Origin of the sequence: Brevibacillus sp. JNUCC-41 (assembly GCF_014844095.1) — a bacterium.
GTDB lineage: Bacteria > Bacillota > Bacilli > Bacillales > DSM-1321 > Peribacillus > Peribacillus aracenensis.
In genome coordinates this window covers 330,926-351,509 of record NZ_CP062163.1, presented here as the reverse complement: position 1 = coordinate 351,509, position 20,584 = coordinate 330,926, and the positions used below count along the sequence as shown (strand labels likewise).

Annotated in this window: 17 protein-coding genes and 1 other annotated feature; of the genes, 9 read left to right on the top strand and 8 right to left on the bottom strand. The window is 42.5% G+C overall.

Annotated features, from left to right (window positions below):
- Positions 1-15: 15 nt before the first annotated feature.
- The gene (locus JNUCC41_RS01690; protein WP_192206086.1) at positions 16-1,128 is read right to left on the bottom strand and encodes an aminopeptidase; all 1,113 of its coding nucleotides are present in this window, start codon (positions 1,126-1,128) and stop codon (positions 16-18) included.
- A gap of 227 nt (positions 1,129-1,355) precedes the next feature.
- Here JNUCC41_RS01690 and JNUCC41_RS01685 point away from each other — a divergent pair, with 227 nt between their 5' ends.
- The 5 genes from JNUCC41_RS01685 (at position 1,356) to ccpA (ending at position 5,896) form a co-directional block, all read left to right on the top strand.
- The gene (locus tag JNUCC41_RS01685) at positions 1,356-1,865 is read left to right on the top strand and encodes a DUF948 domain-containing protein (protein WP_076364648.1); all 510 of its coding nucleotides are present in this window, start codon (positions 1,356-1,358) and stop codon (positions 1,863-1,865) included.
- Between the two features lie 49 nt (positions 1,866-1,914).
- Positions 1,915-2,487, top strand: coding sequence for a YtxH domain-containing protein (locus tag JNUCC41_RS01680; RefSeq protein WP_192206085.1), 573 nt, complete (start codon positions 1,915-1,917; stop codon positions 2,485-2,487).
- Positions 2,488-2,616: 129 nt separating this feature from the next.
- Positions 2,617-2,943 carry a bacillithiol system redox-active protein YtxJ gene (gene ytxJ, locus JNUCC41_RS01675; protein ID WP_192206084.1) on the top strand — a complete coding sequence of 109 codons (327 nt, stop codon included), beginning with the start codon at positions 2,617-2,619 and terminating at the stop codon, positions 2,941-2,943.
- Positions 2,944-3,433: 490 nt separating this feature from the next.
- Positions 3,434-4,510, top strand: coding sequence for a bifunctional 3-deoxy-7-phosphoheptulonate synthase/chorismate mutase (locus tag JNUCC41_RS01670; RefSeq protein ID WP_034309244.1), 1,077 nt, complete (start codon positions 3,434-3,436; stop codon positions 4,508-4,510).
- A 381-nt stretch (positions 4,511-4,891) separates the two neighbouring features.
- The gene (ccpA, locus tag JNUCC41_RS01665; RefSeq protein WP_192206083.1) at positions 4,892-5,896 is read left to right on the top strand and encodes a catabolite control protein A; all 1,005 of its coding nucleotides are present in this window, start codon (positions 4,892-4,894) and stop codon (positions 5,894-5,896) included.
- A 77-nt stretch (positions 5,897-5,973) separates the two neighbouring features.
- On the opposite strand, the gene JNUCC41_RS01660 is transcribed toward ccpA, so the two are convergent.
- From JNUCC41_RS01660 to JNUCC41_RS01650, 3 genes are read right to left on the bottom strand one after another with little or no spacing between them, the layout of a single operon-like run.
- Positions 5,974-7,155, bottom strand: a complete 1,182-nt coding sequence (locus JNUCC41_RS01660) for an acetoin utilization protein AcuC (protein ID WP_192206082.1) — start codon at positions 7,153-7,155, stop codon at positions 5,974-5,976.
- On the bottom strand, positions 7,148-7,798 hold the full coding sequence (locus tag JNUCC41_RS01655) for an acetoin utilization AcuB family protein (protein WP_192206081.1): 651 nt from the start codon (positions 7,796-7,798) through the stop codon (positions 7,148-7,150). Before JNUCC41_RS01655 ends, JNUCC41_RS01660 begins: the two co-directional genes overlap by 8 nt.
- A 26-nt stretch (positions 7,799-7,824) precedes the next feature.
- A complete protein-coding gene (locus JNUCC41_RS01650; protein ID WP_192206080.1) occupies positions 7,825-8,457 on the bottom strand; it encodes a GNAT family N-acetyltransferase in 633 nt (210 codons plus the stop codon).
- Positions 8,458-8,802: 345 nt separating this feature from the next.
- Between JNUCC41_RS01650 and acsA the strand changes: the two genes are divergently transcribed.
- Positions 8,803-10,521 (top strand): acetate--CoA ligase, encoded by a 1,719-nt coding sequence (gene acsA, locus JNUCC41_RS01645; RefSeq protein WP_192206079.1) that lies wholly within the window; start codon positions 8,803-8,805, stop codon positions 10,519-10,521.
- Positions 10,522-10,654: 133 nt separating this feature from the next.
- Here the strand turns inward: acsA and JNUCC41_RS01640 are convergent, their stop codons facing one another.
- Complete coding sequence (locus JNUCC41_RS01640) at positions 10,655-13,651, bottom strand: transglycosylase domain-containing protein (RefSeq protein ID WP_192206078.1); 2,997 nt, start codon at positions 13,649-13,651, stop codon at positions 10,655-10,657.
- Positions 13,652-13,800: 149 nt separating this feature from the next.
- Positions 13,801-14,017, top strand: a binding site (T-box leader).
- A 66-nt stretch (positions 14,018-14,083) separates the two neighbouring features.
- Here JNUCC41_RS01640 and tyrS point away from each other — a divergent pair.
- Positions 14,084-15,340, top strand: coding sequence for a tyrosine--tRNA ligase (gene tyrS / locus JNUCC41_RS01635; RefSeq protein ID WP_192206077.1), 1,257 nt, complete (start codon positions 14,084-14,086; stop codon positions 15,338-15,340).
- A 98-nt stretch (positions 15,341-15,438) separates the two neighbouring features.
- On the opposite strand, the gene rpsD is transcribed toward tyrS, so the two are convergent.
- A complete protein-coding gene (rpsD, locus tag JNUCC41_RS01630) occupies positions 15,439-16,041 on the bottom strand; it encodes a 30S ribosomal protein S4 (protein ID WP_192206076.1) in 603 nt (200 codons plus the stop codon).
- Positions 16,042-16,547: 506 nt separating this feature from the next.
- Complete coding sequence (locus JNUCC41_RS01625) at positions 16,548-17,027, bottom strand: GAF domain-containing protein (protein WP_192206075.1); 480 nt, start codon at positions 17,025-17,027, stop codon at positions 16,548-16,550.
- 154 nt (positions 17,028-17,181) lie between these two features.
- Between JNUCC41_RS01625 and refZ the strand changes: the two genes are divergently transcribed.
- Positions 17,182-17,838: a forespore capture DNA-binding protein RefZ gene (refZ, locus tag JNUCC41_RS01620; protein ID WP_192206074.1), complete on the top strand. Its 657-nt coding sequence runs from the start codon at positions 17,182-17,184 to the stop codon at positions 17,836-17,838.
- Position 17,839: 1 nt separating this feature from the next.
- Here the strand turns inward: refZ and hisJ are convergent, their stop codons facing one another.
- Positions 17,840-18,643: a histidinol-phosphatase HisJ gene (hisJ, locus tag JNUCC41_RS01615; protein ID WP_192206073.1), complete on the bottom strand. Its 804-nt coding sequence runs from the start codon at positions 18,641-18,643 to the stop codon at positions 17,840-17,842.
- 168 nt (positions 18,644-18,811) lie between these two features.
- Between hisJ and ezrA the strand changes: the two genes are divergently transcribed.
- Positions 18,812-20,506, top strand: coding sequence for a septation ring formation regulator EzrA (gene ezrA / locus JNUCC41_RS01610; RefSeq protein ID WP_192206072.1), 1,695 nt, complete (start codon positions 18,812-18,814; stop codon positions 20,504-20,506).
- Positions 20,507-20,584: the final 78 nt, after the last annotated feature.

Genomic DNA, 20,584 nt, shown 5'->3' with positions numbered 1-20,584 from the left:
TTATTGGTTTTTATGTTATTTCAAATTTTCAGGATTTAAATTTTCCAGTTCCGGTAAAACGAAGCGGCCGTCCTTACGTATCAAGACGTCATCAAAATGGATTTCCCCGCCGCCATATTCAGGCCGCTGGATATTGACCAGGTCCCAGTGAATGTCTGACTGGTTTCCGTTAAAGGCATCATCATAGCATTGCCCGGGAGTGAAATGAAAACTTCCATCAATTTTTTCATCAAAGAGGATATCTTGCATCGGGTGTAGAATATATGGATTTACACCAATTGCAAATTCACCGACATATCGTGCGCCTTCATCAGTATCAAAAATTTTGTTGATGCGTTCCGTATCATTCGCAACCGCTTCAACGATTTTTCCATCCTTGAATGTCAACTTCACGTTTTCAAAAGTAAAACCCTGATAAGGGGACGGAGTATTATACGAAATCACTCCATTGATGGAATCTTTAACCGGGGCCGTATATACTTCACCGTCAGGAATGTTCAGCTCACCCGCACATTTGATGGCTTTGATGTCTTTGATGGAGAAGGTTAAGTCCGTACCGGGCCCAGTTAAGCGGACCTTATCCGTTTTATCCATCAATTCAACAAGATTGTCCATTGCTGCGCTCATTTTGCCATAGTCGAGGTTGCAGACTTCGAAATAAAAGTCTTCGAATGCTTCTGTGCTCATTTTGGCTAATTGGGCCATTGAATTTGTCGGGTAGCGAAGTACGACCCATTTTGTTTTTGGCACGCGGATATTTCTATGTACTTTACCGACTGTCTGTCCATGAATCGCCATCTTCTCTGAAGGGACATCGGATTGTTCATTGATATTATCCCCGGCACGAAGCCCGATATAAGCATCCATCTGTTTCATTACGTTTGCTTCAAATTCACCCATCAACTTGTACTGTTCTTCTTTGGCACCCATCAGCAAGGCACGATCCACTTGGTGATCCTTTAAAAGGACGAATGGGTAACCACCTGCTGCATAGGCTTCATTCACAAGTGCGTTAACAAGTTCACGCTGCAATCCGAAGTTTTCGATCAAGATTCTTTCACCTTTTTGAAGCTTCACGGAATAATTGATTAAGTTTTTGGCCAATGTACCAATTCTGGGATCTTTCATAAAAAATACCTCCATTGTTTAAATTCGACTTATCTTTTCTATCATACCCGATTTCCTGCCATAAGTGTCACCCATGAATTGACGGAGGAACTGGATGCAGACAACAATATTTCCAGATTAGGGTTTGATAGGGTATATTGAAAAAATAAATAAGTTTATAATAATAGGGAAGGGGTAATTAATATCTAACAGCTATTAATTAAGTCGATTTTTTCGGAGGTGTTCCAATGGAGATTATTTTGTACGTAAGTGCTGCAGTTGCAGCGATAGCTTTTTTGGTACTTGTTATTTTTCTAACAAAGGTACTGACATCACTTCAAACTACCCTAGACAGTGTGGCCCGGACGCTGACAGGACTAGAGAGCCAAATGCAGGGCATAACGCTCGAAACTACTCAGTTATTACATAAAACGAATACGTTGGCTGAAGATTTGCAGCAAAAGTCGGAAAACCTGAACACGGTGGTGGATGCAGTGAAGGATGTAGGCACATCCATCTCTAGCTTTAATTCTTCCATCCAAAAGGTTTCCCATAAAGTACAGGCTGAGATTGATAATAATCAAGAACGAATCTCACAAATTGTACAATGGAGCAATGTAGCCATGGAGATCAGGGACAAGTGGAAGGCCAGAAGCAAACAGGCTGCCCCGACGCCTACTGAAAGGGCGGAGTTAGAAAGGGAAGCGCTTGAAACAGATAACCTGCCTAAAAAAAGGTTTTTACGTTCTAGATCTTAAAATCTAGTTAAATAAAAAAATGAACTGAAAATTGAAAGGGGAATGTATTATGACTCAAAAAGAATTTCCGACAAAAGATTATCAGAAATCATATGAGGACGAACGCGACTCGATCAATTCTAAGGACTTTATGATTGGCGCCTTGATTGGCGGCATGATCGGAGCGGCAACAGCTTTATTCATGGCTCCGAAAACAGGCAAGGAATTAAGGAATGATTTCAATGAACAAGCTAGAAACATTTCAGAGAAAACAGAAAGATTAAGACAAACGGCGATGGAAAAAGGGACAGTCCTTGCTGATACTGCAAAAGAAAAAACGAGCTCTGTCACGGAAATCGTTTCCAATAAATCTTCAAATATCGTCAATAAAGTGAAAAGCCTAAAAACGGGAAAAGAAAACGGGGACGCAGCTGATGATACGACGAATTCCAGCAATAAGGATATAGATGTGACCGGAACTACCGATGCTCCTATCGTATCCGTCGAAACGAACTTTGCTAACGGCAATGACTCGGAAAATAATCCTGCAGATCCTACAAGCGGAAACAAGAATGCTGCAAAATTAAAACTTGATGAAGCGAAAAAGGCATTTGATGAAACAGAGAATAATCTAAAGAAATAAATTCCTTGGATTCCTTCAATGGGGATGAAGAGGCATAAAGGGACGAAGAATAAGGCGGTGGAGTGCTTTGATGGCTTCATCGCCTTTTTGATGGTAAAATTTATATGGACAAGGAAAGGAGATTGTTTTATGGTCATGAGTAAAATCGAAACAGAAGAACAATTCAATGAGCTTCTAAAAGAGGATACATTCCTGCTTTTCAAGCATAGTGTAACATGCCCGGTCAGTGCTGAAGCATTTGAACAATATCAGAGGTACATCTTGGAGAACGAGCAACTTAAAACGGCCTATTTAGCCGTTCAGGAAGCTCGTCCACTATCTAATTATGTGGCAGAAACATTTGATGTCAAACATCAATCACCTCAGGCCATCCTTTTTAAAAGTGGAAAACCTGCCTGGAATGAATCTCATTGGCGGATTACATATGATTCATTGAGCAAGGCCATTACTGAATGAATGAAGGCCGGATCCCTTTAGTAAGGGGTCCGGCCTTTTAATGTTCCATTTGGTGGCCATGGGAATTTTAAACGGTCTCCAGGGGAACCCTTTTCTTTAAAGGCCCTTCCTGTTAAAGTGGCAGACGATTTGATCATGTCCAATACTCTTTAAGATAAAATATCGATTAAATTATAGCTTTCTTGTTCTATTTCCAATATAATTCCTACAATGGATTGTTCCAATATTCAGTATAATTCGGTTTTCCTGAATGTAACACCTGATTTTATGCATTCATAACTTTAATGCTTAAAAGCGTTTAATTATTAAAGAAAAATATAGTGACATTTATGGACACTTCATTTATAATTGATTTAATCATACATGAAATATTCTAAATTTTTCATTGATAATACAATCGGGGTGGACGTTCGAGGATCCAGATGGGATTTTTTTAGTTGGAGTCCGCTGAACCGATTTCTATTTTAAAAAACGAAGGGATGGATATGTAATGAGCAACAAAGAGCTTGATGGACTTCGTAATCAACTGGATGATGTGAACCTTCAGTTATTACATCTTATTAATCAACGTGCTGAACTTGTACAGGAAATTGGTCGCGTTAAAGAAAAACAAGGTGTAAACCGTTACGATCCGGTCCGTGAAAGAACAATGCTGGATCTTATCGAAGCCAATAATCAAGGGCCGCTTGATCTTGGTTCGATTAAACATATTTTCAAAGAAATCTTTAAATTAGGCTTGGAGCTGCAAAAAGATGATCAGAAGAAAACGCTTCTTGTATCAAGAAAACAAAAGGCTGAAGACACGATCATCGACATTAAAGGTGAATTGGTAGGTAACGGAATCCCTAGCTTCGTTTTCGGACCATGTGCCGTTGAATCTTATGAACAAACAGCTGCGGTGGCGGAAGTCATTAAAGCTAAAGGCCTGAAATTGATGCGCGGCGGTGCATTTAAGCCACGTACATCTCCATATGACTTCCAAGGGCTTGGTTTGGAAGGTTTACAAATACTTAAACGTGTTGCTGATGAATACGGCTTGGCTGTCATCAGTGAAATCGTGAGTGCCAACGATATTGAAGCGGCGATCGATCATATCGATGTCATCCAAATCGGTGCGCGCAACATGCAAAACTTCGACTTGCTAAAAGCTGCAGGTGCTGTAAATAAACCAGTTCTTTTAAAGCGTGGACTGGCGGCAACGATCGAAGAGTTCATTCATGCAGCGGAATACATCATGTCGCAGGGCAATGGCAACATCATCCTTTGCGAACGCGGTATCCGTACTTACGAAAAAGCAACAAGGAATACACTTGATATCTCAGCTGTACCGATTTTAAAACAAGAAACTCATTTACCGGTCATGGTTGATGTGACGCATTCAACTGGACGTCGCGACCTTCTGCTTCCTACAGCTAAGGCGGCTCTTGCAATCGGTGCTGACGGTGTTATGGCTGAAGTGCATCCAGATCCTTCCGTTGCTTTATCGGATTCTGCACAGCAAATGGACTTCAAACAATTTGATGAATTCTACGATGAAATTAAACGTTTGAACTGGGTAACTGTATAAGCCAAGAAAGTCTTCAAATGATCTACTTACGGCCCTTACCAACTTGGCAAGGGCTTTTTTTAATGGTAAAATACTAGTTTTTACAGAAAAAGCTTCGAAATAAGCACTATTGGATTGCAGGAAAGATTCTACTATCGTATGATAAATAACAAGAATGAGAACTGTTCGGAAGATTGAGTCATACATAAAGTGATATCTATGTGGATTTTATACTTAAATAGGGTATTGAATATTTGACTGAGAAGAGAGTAGGACTGCATTTTTGTTAGGCAGGTCGTTCCTAAAATAATCTTCCTTATAGAGAAAAACGCATAAAAGATCTTTTTCCGAAATAATTCGGGTCTTTTATGGGGAAAATGAAAGAAATGGAGGAATGGATGAATGAATAATATAACCATTTATGATGTGGCGCGTGAGGCGAATGTTTCCATGGCCACCGTTTCCCGCGTAGTTAACGGGAATCCAAATGTAAAGCCTGCAACAAGGAAGAAAGTTTCCGATGTGATTGAGAAGTTAGGGTATCGTCCCAATGCAGTGGCAAGGGGACTTGCCTCAAAGAAAACGACTACAGTCGGGGTCATCATCCCGGATATCTCGAGCATCTTTTTTGCTGAATTGGCACGGGGCATAGAAGATATAGCCACAATGTATAAATACAATATCATTCTTAGCAGTTCTGATGAGAATATAGATAAGGAATTCCATTTGCTGAATACGATGCTTGGAAAACAAGTGGATGGTATCGTGTTCATGGGCGGCAACATCTCTGATGAGCATGTCAAGGAGTTTAAGAATTCACCGGTTCCAATCGTTCTGGCGGGTTCGGTGGATGAAAGCGGGCAAGTTCCATCGGTTAATATTGATTATGAGGCGGCGGCATTTGACGCAGTGACATTCTTTGCTAATAAAGGTCACAAGCATATCGCTTTTGTAAGCGGAAACCCTTCCGCGCTGATTAATGAAATGAAATTGACTGGTTATAAACGAGGATTGAAAGAAGCTGGTCTTTCATTTGATGAAAGTTATATTGTTGAAGGTGATTATACATATGATTCAGGAATTGAATCTTTTGAAAAGTACCTGGAAGTTGAAGACAGACCGACGGCATTCATCGCCGGTGCTGATGAAATGGCTCTTGGAATTGTCCATGCCGCACAGGACAAAGGGTATAATGTACCGGAAGACTTTGAAGTGATCAGCTTCGATAACACGAGATTGACCTTGATGGTGCGTCCGCAAATCACCACGATCGTTCAACCTTTATATGACATTGGTGCGGTTGCGATGAGGCTCCTTACAAAGTTGATGAATAAAGAACAAGTGGAGGAAGGTCTTGAAAAAGTGATCCTCCCGCACCGGATTGAAAACCGTCAATCAACGAAATAAACTTGTTTGGAGAGTGTCCCGGAGGACACTCTCTTTTTATTTCCCAACCCGAACAAAAAGGATCGTTTTTCAAACTTTTAACTTTGTTCATTGCTTTTCGACGTTTGCTTGGAAGACCTGATGGGATAAAGGGCCTTTTCAAGCGTCAGGGCATTCTTCTCGGTAATTTCAGGCTTCCTCGGAATCGGTTCGTAAATATCCTCCATATCATCCCATTCATCCGGCAGCGTGACAGGGGATTCAGGCTGCCAGCAATCGAGCCATTCCTTTGATAGGGGACCGGATATATCATTGTTCGTCATTTCAAGCCAGACCCTCGCCCAAGCCCTCGGAACGACGCGCCATATATCATATCCGCCGCCGCCTACTGCAATCCACCGTCCTTCGCAGAACTTATGGGCCATTTCGTGGGCCAACTTTGGTATTTCCCTATAAATCTTCATGGTGGCAGATAAATGGGTGAGCGGATCGTAATAATGGGAGTCGGCCCCGTTTTGCGTTAATATGACATCCGGTTTGAAGAATTCAATGATCTCCTTAAAGGAATCCCTATAACATTCGAGCCAGGATTCATCTTCAGTGAACGCATCGACCGGGATGTTGAATGAATAGCCGTAGCCTTTTCCCTGGCCCCGCTCGTTAATATTGCCGGTGCCGGGAAATAAGTAGCGCCCCGTTTCATGAATGGATAGGGTGCATACATCGGGATCATCATAAAATGACCATTGGACTCCGTCACCATGATGTGCATCGGTATCGACATACAAGACACGTGCCCCATATTTATTTTGCAGGTATTTAATCGCGACCGAACTATCATTGTAAATGCAAAAGCCTGACGCCTTCCCCCGGAAACCGTGATGCAGGCCCCCGCCAAGATTAAGTGCGTGCTGGGACTGACCGGTCATGACGGCATCCACAGCCGTCAAGGTGCCGCCTACAAGCAAGGCACTCGCTTCGTGCATTTTGGGGAAGATAGGGGTATCCTCTGTTCCCAGTCCATAATTTACTGCCTTTTCAGGGGGGAGCTTTCCCTGGCCCGCCAGTTTGACAGCGTTTACATAATGGTGATCATGGATCAGTTCCAATTCTTCATCGGTAGCCATTCTGGGCTTGATAATTTGATCATCATGGATGGCATGGTGTTTTTTTAATAAATCAAGCGTGAGTTTAAGCCGCTTTTGATTGAATGGATGTTCATCGTTGAATTTGTAGGTAAGCAGTTCATCCGAATAGACGAAAAGGGATGTATCATTCATGTGAAATCCCCGGTAGGCTAGGCCATAAAACGGTATAGCCTTCTTTCTTCAAATCCTCCACCACCATAAATGGATTCATCGTCTGTACACGAATTACAAGAATTTTATAATCGCTTCCATTTTTTTCAGGATAAACAAGGGTGCTCAGGATATTCGAATTGCGCCTTTTGAAAATATGGGCAATATCATGAAGGGAACCTGCCTTATCCGGGATTCTGATTTCAATTTGGGAACCGGGCTGATTGACTCCAGTCAACTCAACGTATGAATGAAGTAAATCGGAACCGGTTATGATGCCCACTAACTGCCTTCCCTTTACGATTGGAAGGCAGCTGATATTGTTATCACAGAAAACAGCCCCGATTTCTTCCACGAAATCCAGCGGGTGCCCCGTGATTATTTCCGTTTTCATGATGCTTGATAATGGTTTTTGTAAATCATTTTTGTATTCTGCGGTACGGAATATAGAAGGTGCAGCATCCCGAATATCTCGGTCGCTGACTAATCCCACAAGATGATAGCTGTCATCGACAATGGGTATATGGCGAATTCGCTTCTCCTTGATGATCATGACAGCGCTATGGATTGTATCTGTTGGAGTGAGGGTGATAATATCCTCATTCATTATTGTTTCTACAATCATTTTCCTTCCTCCTCTTATTCGCCTCTTTAATACATAAACCGATTCATAAAACGCAATTGGTCGAACTTCTGGATGGATTCAGGCGGGACTCTTTTGCCGATACGGGCCATCAGGCAGTTGGCCGGGTGGGAACTGATTTCAGGATCATCTGTTGCAAAGTAGACCAAGCCACCCGCACTCATCATTTTTTCCATGACTTTGCGATAATCCCAAATATTCAGACCTGTCCCTTTCAAATCCCAATGCCAATAGTATTCAGTGGTGATGATGATGAAGTCTTCAACCGAATCGTCTTCCATGGAAAGGCGGATCAGGTTCTTCCCGACGGAGGCACCCCGGTATTTAGGAATGACCTCGATTGCACCAAGCTCAATCAGGTCCTCCATCTTAATTTCCGACCAGCGCTCCAAGGGATCGGGATATAAGTAAGTTACATACCCCACGATCGTTTCATTTTCACGGGCGATGAAGATCCTGCCCTCAGGCAAGTCTGCAATCTCTATTAACGCTTTATGCTGCAAAGCAGGCGGGCGAAAGGCGACCAAATCTTCGTGAAACTCATAAGCGGACATTTTTTCGCCGTTCAACGGACCTTCAATGATGAGCGTCCCGCTCGATGTCTGCAGTTCTTTAGTATAAAAGGTCTTATTATATTCCATTCTTTCACCACCCTTGTTATGTAGTAATCTTATACTCTGGCATTCCGGAGTATAAGAAGCGTTGCTTTTAAAAACTGACCAAATGGAAAGCTTAAATAAATTATACATAAAAACAAGGGGCATAATTTAGAAAGTTCAACACATATATGAATCTTTTGTTACAGTACTCCTTCTTTCCCAGCCATCAACATGAATTCACCTTAACTCTAACATACTTGTCATTCTCAAAATTCAGCAAGCGGGATTTTCCCTAATATGGAAGCTCTTAATATTTTAAAAATTGAGAAAATTGTCTTTTTATACTATAATAAAAATATAGAGCCGAATGAAGGGGGAGTTTGTCGTATGAATGTGAAAGCGTTGCCAGTAGTGGAAGGTAATTTTAATTTAAAGAATTATGATGAAAAATACAAGAAGTTTGACTGGTCTGAGACGGAAAAGGAATTCTCCTGGTCTGAAACCGGTAAAGTGAATCTTGCATATGAAGCCATTGACCGCCATGTCGACACATACAAAAAGAATAAGGTAGCCCTTTATTACAAAGACGATAAAAGAAATGAAAAGTATACATTCAAGGAAATGAAAGATTATACGAATCAAGCGGCCAATGTATTCAAGAACATTGCCAATGTGGAAAAAGGTGATCGAGTTTTCATCTTCATGCCTCGCTCCCCGGAGCTTTATTTTGCATTGTTGGGTGCGATTAAAACGGGAGCGGTCGTAGGGCCGTTGTTCGAAGCCTTCATGGAAGGCGCAATAAGGGATCGCCTTGAAGATAGTGAGGCAAGTGTGATTGTGACGACACCTGAACTTTTGCCGCGCGTCCCAGTGGATGAGCTACCCCATTTAAAGCATATTTTCTTGGTGGGGGAAAATATAAAAGAAGAAGGAAAGTACCATCACTTCAATAAAAAGTTAAAAGAAGCCGACAAAAATTTCGAAATTGAATGGGTGGATCGGAATGACGGTCTGATTCTTCACTATACCTCCGGTTCCACAGGCAAACCAAAAGGAGTGCTTCACGTCCATAATGCGATGATCCAGCATTATCAAACGGCAAGATGGGTCCTTGATTTGCAGGATGAGGACGTGTATTGGTGCACAGCGGACCCTGGATGGGTGACAGGGACGTCTTACGGGATCTTTGGACCTTGGCTGACAGGAACCTCGAATGTCATTGTAGGCGGGCGGTTCAAGCCTGAATCCTGGTACAAGACCTTGGAAGACTTTGGTGTCACGGTATGGTATAGTGCCCCAACGGCCTTCAGGATGCTGATGGGCGCAGGTGACGAAATCGTTAAGCGGTTCGATTTAAGCGCTCTCCGCCATATTTTAAGTGTCGGTGAACCGTTGAATCCGGAAGTGGTGCGCTGGGGAATGAAGGTATTCAATCACCGTATCCATGATACATGGTGGATGACGGAGACCGGGGCTCAGGTCATCTGCAATTATCCTTGCCTGGAAATCAAACCGGGTTCGATGGGCAAACCGATTCCTGGTGTGAAGGCGGCGATAGTGGATGATCAAGGCAACGAGCTTCCGCCGCATAGAATGGGGAACCTTGCCATCAAGAAAGGCTGGCCTTCGATGATGAAGACGGTCTGGAAGAATGAAGCGAAATATGAATCTTACTTTATGCCTGGTGATTGGTATGTTTCGGGAGATTCCGCATATATGGATGAAGATGGTTATTTCTGGTTCCAAGGCCGTGTTGATGATGTCATCATGACGGCAGGGGAAAGAGTCGGACCTTTCGAAGTGGAAAGCAAGTTGGTCGAGCATCCTGCCGTAGCTGAAGCGGGGGTCATTGGTAAGCCCGATCCGGTTCGGGGGGAAATTATCAAAGCGTTTATCGCTCTTCGTGACGGATACGATGCAAACGAAGAGTTGATTGAGGAAATTCGTACATTTGTAAAGCATGGTCTAGCAGCACATGCGGCACCTCGTGAAATTGAATTCAGGGATAAACTTCCTAAAACAAGAAGCGGTAAAATCATGCGCCGTGTCCTGAAAGCTTGGGAACTTGATTTGCCAACTGGTGATTTATCATCGATGGAGGATTGAGAAACTGAGCCGTGCTGATTATTGAAAAGGAAAAGGCATCCATGAAAGGGACAATGGATGCCTTTTTGGGAGATTATAAGGAAACAGGCTGTCCGGGCGAACCCGACAGCCTGTTTTAGTTCAAGAAAGAGTGTCATTCTTCCTCTTCTTCAGCTTTATCCGTTTCTTTCTCTTTATCATTGACTGTGTCTTGATCTTTGTCGGTCTCTTGAATTTCTTTATCTGTATTTTCCTTGTTTTGATCTTTGTCTTGAGCTGGCTCTTTATCTTTATCCGTTTCTTTTTCTGGTTCTTTATCTTTATCTTTATCTTTATCTTTATCTTTATCCGAACCGTTCTTTTCTTTTGAGTCCGGTTTTTTATCTTCGTTAGCTACTTTATCTTTTCCGCGATCATCTTTATTTTTTGCGGAATCTTCTTTCGAACCTGTCTTTTTAGCGCCGCTTTCAACACGTTGAGAAGGGGCTGATTCTTTACCGACTATGTCTACGGCCGTTACGTAATAGGAACCGCCTGAGCCGACTTTGTAAACAAGACTCCCGCCAGCATTGATGCTCGCCACTTTTTTGCCGTCTTTATAGACACGATAACCGACGACATCTCCTTCATGATGCAAGCCCCATGTAATCTTATCGTTACTGATCGTTATGGATAGGGGATCTGGTGCTTTGCCATTATCATTCAATTTTGCTTTCGCCCCGACGACATTTCCTGATTTTTCGCCTCCAGGAATCACGGATCCCGGGTCATCGACATATTCCAATCCGATATCTGCATAGGAATCGGGATTCAACATGAACCCGCCGCTTGTGAATTCGCCAGGCGTTTGCGGGAGGGCTGCGTAGCGTTTGCTGCCGACTGATACATACTGTCCATCTATGAAACTATCATCCGCCCTGGATGGAGCATATTTGGCGATGAATAAATCTGATTTTACAAGACCTGCCTTTTGGCATGCACTTGAAGGCAGCAGTCCTGAAACGCCACAGAAGGAACGGCTGACAATTCCGCCCGGCATTTCAAACCGCTTATCGGGGTCGATGAGTTTAGGATCGACTTTGTATGCGGCATTGATCAGATCTGCCCAATAATACATATTACGTTTATTATATTCTAGACCATTATAGGTCCCTTGTAAGGATTTCGGTGTGTCATAACCCAGCCATGTACCGAATGATACATTAGGGTTGGTTGCGACGAACCAAGCGTCCCAATAGTTTTGTGAAGTTCCGGTCTTACCTGCCCAATCACTTGAGAAAGCAAGTCGGTTCCTGACCGAAGCGGCCGTCCCGCTGTTTACGACATCACGCATCATATCAAGCGTCAGGTAAGCGGCTTGAGGAGAGAATACTTCCACTGGTTTCACTTTATGTTCATAGATGACCTTGCCATCCTTCGATACGATCTTATCGATCATATAAGCATCGATGAACTCCCCTGAATTGGCAAATGTGCCAAATGCATTGACATTTTCTTCAACGGTCACACCTTCGTCCATGGCACCTAATGACATGGCAAGATTGGAGTAATCCCCTTTCGTCACGGTGGAGAATCCCATCTTCTCCAAATAGGAAGCGGGGCTTAGGTTGATTATTTTCTTGTAAAAGAGCGCTGCCGGGATATTATAGGAATTCTTCAATGCCTCCCGGGCTGTTGTTACTCCCGTATAGCTTCCGCCGCCATAGTTTCCTGGACGCCACGCTTTGCTGCCTGCTGGAATGGAAATGGGTACGTTGGCCGATACGCTTCCAGGTGAGATTTTTCCTAACTCAATGCCAGGACCATATACGAGCAAAGGCTTCATCGTTGATCCATTTGATCGCAGTGATGTGGTCGCATGATTCGTCTGCTCCCGCTTGAAATCACGGCCACCTACGAAACTGATGATTTTTCCTGTTTTATTTTCGATTAGAATAGCCCCGGCTTCAACGGGCTCACCCGCTTTATCGTATCCGAAATTTGGATAGTTTTTCGTAACTTCCTGCATTTTATCATATACCTTTTTATTGACCGTCGTATAAATCTGATAGCCGTTTTGACGTAGCTTACGATCGGCAAGTGCTACATATTGATCTTTTAAATCATCATTCTTTAAATCTTTCTCTTCATATCCATCTTCTTTTGCCAGACTGACAGAAAGGATTTCGATGGAGCGTTTTTCGATTTCATAGGTGAGCCATGGATATTTCTCAGATGGCAACGCCTTTTTACCGATAAAGTCTTTTGTTATGTCGTATGCGATTGCTTTATCATATTGCTCTTTTGTTATGTATCCATTACTATACATCCGTTTTAAAACCGTTTTCATCCGGTTAATGCCGGGTTCTTGATTATCTTTAAGTTTCCCTTGCTGAGTATAGGGAGTATAGCCAAAAGGGCTTTGCGGCAATCCAGCAATAAAGGCAGATTGGGGCAGTGTCAGATCTTTGGCCTCCACGCCGAAAATACCTTCAGCAGCGGACTCGACACCTGCGATGTTACGACCGGAAGAATTTCGTCCCAGAGTGGAGACGTTTAAATAGGTTTCCAAAATCTCTTCTTTTTCAAAGAACTTTTCGACACGGAGTGCAAGCAGGATTTCTTTTGCTTTCCGGTCAAATGATACTTCGTTGGTCAGTACCTGGTTTTTAATGAGCTGCTGTGTTAAAGTGCTTCCTCCCGATTGGACGGACGCATTGGTAAATTCCTGGTAAATGGCACGCAGGATGGCTTTCGGGACAACCCCGTCATGTTCATAAAAATACTCATCTTCTGTAGCGATGACTGCATTTTTAAGATACTCGGAAACTTTATCGATGGACACTTCTTCACGCTCAAGGTCACTCTTAAGCTTGCCCAAGTATACGTTATCCGCAAAGTATACCTCAGAGGTCTCTTCATAATTGTAGATGTCCTTTTTTAAATCTTCCTTTGAGCGTACCGGCTCATCATTGACGAGGGCAGCGAAATAGCCGGCTCCGACGCCGCCGGCGAATGAGAATCCTAGGATCCCGACAATAATGAGGATCAGCGTTAAATTCCAAATGACTTGGTATGTAACCCGCGCGTTCTTTTGTGTTTTTTCATTTTGAAAAAAACGGGTCAGCTGCTTCCAGACTGTTTGAAATCTATCTTTTTGATTATTATTCATCGTATCATACCCCCTGAAATCACATATATTATAGCATATAACAGGTAGGGGAAAGGGCATCTTTCTTATTTTTCTATAATCCGTAAGGGTGATGTTGACAAGGATTCTTATGTATGATAAAAGTTTATTAACAACAATAAAATGATGAAATGATTGCGATGATAGGACCCAGTAGTCAGACTATCCCTGTTTCAGAGAGCCGGTGGTTAGTGGAAATCGGTACAAATGGTATGATGAATTACTTCCTGGAGCATTTGCTGTGAAATGATTAGTAGCAGGAAACGGTTGACGACCGTTATTCGTCTTGAGCGGAGGGCATATTATGTCCTCAAGTTGGGTGGTACCGCGAATTCATTCGTCCCTTCATATTTATGAAGGGGCGTTTTTGTGTGTTTTTTGCGGTTTTTTTCTAAGATGGAGGAGGAATATTTAATGGAATTGCTTAAAGACCTCGAGTGGAGAGGGATTATTTATCAACAAACGGATGAAGAGGGTTTTAAGGACCTTTTAGAAAAAGAAAAGATTTCTTTATACTGTGGTGTCGATCCAACTGCGGATAGTATGCACATCGGACATCTATTGCCATTCTTGACATTGCGCCGTTTCCAGCAGCACGGTCATCGTCCACTTGTGCTAGTAGGCGGTGCGACTGGACTTATCGGTGATCCAAGCGGTAAAAAAGAGGAACGCCAGCTGCAAACACTGGAAAAAGTGCTTTATAATGCAGACTGCATAAAAGGGCAGCTATCCCACATCTTTGAATTCGACGGTGATAATGGTGCGGTCATGGTCAATAACTATGACTGGATAGGTAAAATCGATATGGTTACATTCTTGCGTGATTACGGGAAATACATCGGCATTAACTACATGCTGGCAAAAGATACGGTTGCTTCCCGCTTGGATACGGGGATTTCCTTTACTGAATTTGCGTACACGATCTTACAAGGAATTGACTTCGGTCATTTATACAGCAATTTCAACTGTAAATTGCAAATTGGCGGCAGTGATCAATGGGGCAACATTACGACCGGTCTTGAAATGATCAGGAAATCCAATGATGAGAATGCTAAAGCATTCGGTATGACGATCCCGCTCGTAACGAAAGCGGATGGAACGAAATTCGGTAAAACGGAAGGCGGAGCGATTTGGCTTGACCCGGAAAAGACGACTCCGTATGAATTTTACCAATTCTGGATCAATACAGCCGATGCTGATGTTGTGAAATACCTGAAATTCTTCACATTCCTATCTCGTGAGGCGATTGAAGAGTTAGAGCAATCTGTACAGACCGAACCGCATTTGCGTAAAGCGCAAAAAGCATTAGGAGAAGAAATGACACGTTTGATTCATGGTCAGGAAGCTCTAGACCAAGCAATCAAAATCTCTGCCGCCCTATTCAGCGGCGAGGTGAAGAATTTAAGTGCAGCGGAAATCAAATTGGGCTTTAAAGATGTCCCTAGCTTCGAACGTGAAAGCAAAGAAGATATCGGTTTGGTAGATTTAATCGTTGAAGCGAAAATTTCGCCATCCAAGCGTCAAGCCCGTGAGGATATTCAGAATGGGGCAATCTCCATAAATGGGGAGAAAGTGACTGATCTGCAATATGTAGTGACGGAAGCTGCCAAGATTGAAGGGGAGTTCATCCTCGTTCGTCGCGGCAAGAAGAAATACACATTAGTGAAATGATTATTCAAAGCCCGGCTGAATCCCAGCCGGGCTTTGTTCATGCAAAGGTGTTTAGGTGCAAAAAAAAACCCATCCAAGGATGGGCTTTTTTGAAGTTATTAACGAGAGTAGAACTCAACGATAAGAGCTTCGTTAATTTCAGCAGGCAATTCAGAACGTTCTGGTAAACGAGTGAAAGTACCTTCTAATTTCTCAGCATCGAAAGTAAGGAAATCAGGAACGAAGTTAGTTGCTTCAACTGATTCTTTGATGATTGAGAAGTTGCGTGATTTTTCACGAACTGCGATTGTTTGTCCAAGAGTCACTTTGTAAGATGGAATGTCTACGCGGCCTCCGTCTACAGTGATGTGACCGTGGTTAACAAGTTGACGTGCTTGACGACGTGTACGAGCTAAACCAAGACGGTAAACTAGGTTGTCAAGACGTGATTCAAGAAGAATCATGAAGTTTTCACCATGAACACCTTTAAGTTTGCCAGCACGGTCGAACATTGAACGGAATTGACGTTCAGTGATTCCGTACATGTGACGAAGTTTTTGTTTCTCTTGCAGTTGCATTCCGTATTCAGAAATTTTTCTGCGTTGGTTAGGACCATGTTGTCCTGGAGCATAAGGGCGTTTTTCTAATTCTTTACCAGTACCTGTTAGGGAAATTCCTAAACGACGGGATAGTTTCCAGCTTGGGCCAGTATAACGAGCCATAGGATGACTCCTCCTTTAAATGTTTTTATTTTGGTAAAATAAAAACCGTGTGAATGTACGATCATGACCATTTTGTTTTCATGTACCTTCGCCCTAGCAGCAGAGAGTTACGAGATACACCTCTGTATTGAGGAACAAAATGAGAACATAAAGGCTGTCACATAGGCTGCAATATTTTACACAAGGAGTATTGTATAATATTCTGCTCAATGAGTCAAGGACAGTTGTGATTAATTAAGGAATGGATAAAGAGAATCACAGGAGGAAAGACAATATATTAAAAAAATGCAATTTTATAGAGAGGTTTTTTCCATTGTAAGCGTAATGAGGTAATGAATCCAAAAATTATGGATGGTTTGAGACATTTCTTGGGTGCCTATGCCATGGGTGGTTCAATCCTGTTTCTTTGCTGAAAATGTCAAAATGGTCGCTGAATTCAGGAAGGAACGGGTACATGTACAAGTAATGGAAAAGGGAGCAGGCAAGGTTTGCCGCTCCCTTTTACTTTATAGATGATTGGAAAGGATTTCAGCGAACTTCTCCAGTCCATGCTGATCCATTTCATCGAAACGGTCCGTTATCGGGCTGTCGATATCGAGGACACCGAGCAATTTGCCATCCTTCATGAGCGGTATGACAATTTCAGATCTTGATGCCGCATCGCAGGCGATATGTCCAGGGAATTGATGGACATCCTCTACACGCAGGGTTGTTTCAGTTGCAGCTGAAGTCCCGCATACGCCCTTGCCCATTGGAATGCGGACACAGGCTGGAAGACCTTGAAAGGGTCCTAGAATTAATTGGCCTTCTTCATATAAATAAAAACCTACCCAGTTAATCTCATCGAGAAACAGATTAAGTAAAGCTGCCGCATTGCTTAAATTTGCTATCCGGTTCGTTTCATCTTCGATTAAGGCAAGTAGTTGTTTTTGGACCAGTTCATAGTTTTTTTCTTTTTTTCCTTGATACATTTCGACATTAAACAAAAGCGTTCACCTGTCTTCCGCATATTTTTACAGCACTATCTAATCATGATGCTTTATTGTTGGGAAATTGTCGAGAAATTACTAAAGGATTCAGGCTCTTCCGTGAAGAAGTAGTCCACAAGACTTGTCTCAAAGAAAGCGAGGGATTGCCTGAATGAATCGCCAGACGCCAACGAAACAAGCCATTGTGGAAGCTGCATTGCATTTATTTCATTTAAAAGGCTATCATGCTACATCCATACGGGATATTGCAAATAAAGCGAAAGTGAACGCTGCAAATATTGCCTACTATTTCAAGAATAAACAGGGGTTGCTGGAATTCTGCTTCATTTCCTATTTAGAAGAGTATATCCTGGTCCTTGAGAAGAACATGACATTGCTCGAACTTAAAGGCCCGCAACATTGCTTGATGAATCTTGTAAAGGATATTCTCGCTTTCCAGAGGGAAAACTTCCTTGCTGCACGGTTCATATATGGGGAATCTTCACTAGATTCCAATTTAAACCGCGAAATTCATTCGACTTATTTTACTAAGGAAAAGTCTTATTTTCAATATATTTTGGAACAAGGAATCAAGAGCAGGAGTTTCCAGCAAGTATCCGTTCCCATGTATATGCTGCAGTTGAAGGGTTTATTGACGGCCCCTGTCCTGCATACCCATTATGCGATGGAGGTGCTTCACGTCTTCCCGCAGGAAGCCTATTACACGAATATTTATGCCAATGAAGTCGGACGTTTTCTGCAAGATACCCTTTTCAATGCCGAAGACTTCCAGCCACTGTTAGCCGGCCGGCCTGAAGTGTATACATGAGTTATCCTTTATACCCTGCAATCAGTGCCTGATGGCCCTGACCCAAATCTTTAGCCTGATGGGCATCGGAACCGTAAATAAGCGGAATGCCGAGATCTAAAGCACGTTTTGCAAATCGTTCAGGGGGATAGGGCTCACCGCATAGCGGCTTTACAAGCCCGGCTCCATTATAATCCAGTTCATACCTTTGATCCTTGATCATATCGAGAACCTTGTAAACCCGCTCGTCAAAACTTGATGCCGGCGGATATCGATGCTGGAATTTATGGACAAGCGTAATGTGCCCGATCCGTTTTGGTTTATATATGCCTAAATCAGCTTCTATTGATTTTTCCAGTGTATCGTAATATTTGGTATAAACCGATTCCACTGAACCTAGTTCATTGGCAATCTCACTAAACCCATCATCGCTGAAATCGATGCAATGCCAACTGTTTTGATGCTTGATGAAGTGGACGGAAAGTATACTATCATCAAGGAATTCACCGATTTCGTCGAGGAATGCTTTTGTTTCATTTTCATACCCCTCTATAAAGTCAACCTCCAGGCCTGTTTTGATCAGGATTTTGTCTTTATAGCGTTCTTTCAGTACGCGGAGCTCTTGAAAGTAATCCAGGAGCAGGGCAGCGTCCATGCCGCTGTCTTTTTCAGGCGTAGGATCTTGAAAATTCCTTGGCAATGGAGCATGTTCCGTAAATGTGATTTCCTTTAATCCTAGCTCGATTCCCCGCGTAATATATTCATCGAATTTATCCGTAGAGCCGTGTGGACAAAACGGAGTGTGCACATGACCGTCAGCTTTCATGGTTCTTCCCTCCCAAAAAACAGGTATTTGTAGCAATTTTCTACAAAAAAATCATTTTTCTCGTCAAAAATTATTGCTAACATGGTATCATAAAAGCATTAAATTTAACATTTATAAAATTGATATATAAACGAGCAAGACTGTAAGGACTAGAACAGGGGGCTTACCATGGATTACATAATTGGGGTAATTGTATTAATTTTGATTTTCATCATTTGGGGTTATTTTTTCAAAAAGAGATATTTTAAAGAAATCGATCGACTGGAATCCTGGAAAATAAGCATCACGCACCGCCCCGTGCTGGAAGAGCTTTCTAAAGTCAAACAATTGAACATGACAGGTGAAACAGAGGAAATGTTCGAAAACTGGCGAATTGAATGGGACGCCATCATTACGGATCATATGCCCGAAGTCGAAGAGCTTTTATTCGATGCCGAGGAATTCGTCGATAAATACCGTTTCAGCCGATCAAAAGAGGTACAGCGCAAAATTACAGTCAAGCTGAATGAAATCGAGGAAATGATCAAAAAGATCTTATATGAACTGAATGAACTCGTAGGCAGTGAGGAAAAGAATCGATTGGAAATTGAGGATATCAAAGAATCCTACCGTCAATTGAAGAAATCCCTGCTTGCGCACAGGCATAATTATGGGAAAGCGGCTGATAAGCTGGAAAATTCCTTGGATGAAGTATTGCAAATCCTCCAGAAGTATGAAGAAGAGACCGTGAACGGCAATTATTTGAATGCGAGGGAGCTAGTTCTATCCATTAAGGAAAAATTGGCGGTTCTGTCAGTTAAAATGGAAATGCTCCCAAAATTATTGTTGGATAGCCAATCAGAGCTGCATTCCCAGCTTCAGGAATTGAAGGATGGTTATGAGGAGATGTCAGGACAAGGGTATCTGTTGAGCCATATCCAATTCGAGCAGGAAATATCACGGCTTGAGGAAGAACTGGAACTTTATAAAACACAATTGGACAATGCCGAAACGGAAGCCGTGGAAAAAGGCATTAAAGAAATGCGCGAAAGCATCGAGGTTCTTTATGACCTTTTGGAAAAAGAAGTACTTTCAAAACAGTATATCTTGAAAAATGATGAAGTTCTCAGAAAAACGTTAAGTGACCTTGAATATGAAAACGATAAACTTAAAGTTGAAACCATACATGTTCAACACACCTATCATTTGACGGAAAATGAGCTTGATGCACAACGGAAAATGGAAAAGCAGATTGCCCAGATTTCGAAACGCCATCAATTGCTTGTCTTGAAAATGGAGGATAATGTGATGGCAAGCTCCCTTATCAGCGAAGAGATGCAGGGACTGTCGGAACAGCTGAAGGAATTGCAGGAAAATCAGAAAGACTTTACCCTTAAATTACAGGCTTTGCGAAAAGATGAAATGGATGCCAGGGATGCATTGGCCGAATTGAAGCGCAAAATGGTCGATACTGGACGTTTAATTGCAAAAAGCAATATTCCAGGTCTTCCAGAAGAATATAAAGTGGTGCTTCAGGACGCCAAAGAAAGCATGGACGATGTTCAGGGGAAACTTGAAGAAAAGCCGCTTGACATGGCCGCTGTTTATATTTACTTGGAAAAGGCGGTTCAACAGGTGAATAAGGTCCACGAAAAAGCCAATGAATTGATTGAACATATGTATTTGGCCGAAAAGGTGATCCAATTCGGAAATCGCTATCGCAGCAGTCACGATATGGTAGCCGAGAGCCTTAGGGAGGCCGAGGCCAAATTCCGAAGCTACGAATATCAAGCCGCCTTGGAAACGGCAGCCACGGCCATAGAAAAGGTCGACCCAGGCAGTTTACGAAAAATCGGGACGAACATAGAAGAAGTCCTTTCCTAAAAAACCCGCCATGGCGGGTTTTTTCTTTTACAGGACGCTGCAATAGACTAGGCAGGAAGTTAAATCGTTCTGCGGGAC

Excerpts from the sequence above, each read along its gene's own strand:
- JNUCC41_RS01690 (WP_192206086.1), bottom strand. The coding sequence starts at position 1,128 with ATGAAAGATCCCAGAATTGGTACATTGGCCAAAAACTTAATCAATTAT.
- JNUCC41_RS01685 (WP_076364648.1), top strand. The coding sequence starts at position 1,356 with ATGGAGATTATTTTGTACGTAAGTGCTGCAGTTGCAGCGATAGCTTTT.
- JNUCC41_RS01680 (WP_192206085.1), top strand. The coding sequence starts at position 1,915 with ATGACTCAAAAAGAATTTCCGACAAAAGATTATCAGAAATCATATGAG.
- ytxJ (WP_192206084.1), top strand. The coding sequence starts at position 2,617 with ATGGTCATGAGTAAAATCGAAACAGAAGAACAATTCAATGAGCTTCTA.
- JNUCC41_RS01670 (WP_034309244.1), top strand. The coding sequence starts at position 3,434 with ATGAGCAACAAAGAGCTTGATGGACTTCGTAATCAACTGGATGATGTG.
- ccpA (WP_192206083.1), top strand. The coding sequence starts at position 4,892 with ATGAATAATATAACCATTTATGATGTGGCGCGTGAGGCGAATGTTTCC.
- JNUCC41_RS01660 (WP_192206082.1), bottom strand. The coding sequence starts at position 7,155 with ATGAATGATACATCCCTTTTCGTCTATTCGGATGAACTGCTTACCTAC.
- JNUCC41_RS01655 (WP_192206081.1), bottom strand. The coding sequence starts at position 7,798 with ATGATTGTAGAAACAATAATGAATGAGGATATTATCACCCTCACTCCA.
- JNUCC41_RS01650 (WP_192206080.1), bottom strand. The coding sequence starts at position 8,457 with ATGGAATATAATAAGACCTTTTATACTAAAGAACTGCAGACATCGAGC.
- acsA (WP_192206079.1), top strand. The coding sequence starts at position 8,803 with ATGAATGTGAAAGCGTTGCCAGTAGTGGAAGGTAATTTTAATTTAAAG.
- JNUCC41_RS01640 (WP_192206078.1), bottom strand. The coding sequence starts at position 13,651 with ATGAATAATAATCAAAAAGATAGATTTCAAACAGTCTGGAAGCAGCTG.
- tyrS (WP_192206077.1), top strand. The coding sequence starts at position 14,084 with ATGGAATTGCTTAAAGACCTCGAGTGGAGAGGGATTATTTATCAACAA.
- rpsD (WP_192206076.1), bottom strand. The coding sequence starts at position 16,041 with ATGGCTCGTTATACTGGCCCAAGCTGGAAACTATCCCGTCGTTTAGGA.
- refZ (WP_192206074.1), top strand. The coding sequence starts at position 17,182 with ATGAATCGCCAGACGCCAACGAAACAAGCCATTGTGGAAGCTGCATTG.
- hisJ (WP_192206073.1), bottom strand. The coding sequence starts at position 18,643 with ATGAAAGCTGACGGTCATGTGCACACTCCGTTTTGTCCACACGGCTCT.
- ezrA (WP_192206072.1), top strand. The coding sequence starts at position 18,812 with ATGGATTACATAATTGGGGTAATTGTATTAATTTTGATTTTCATCATT.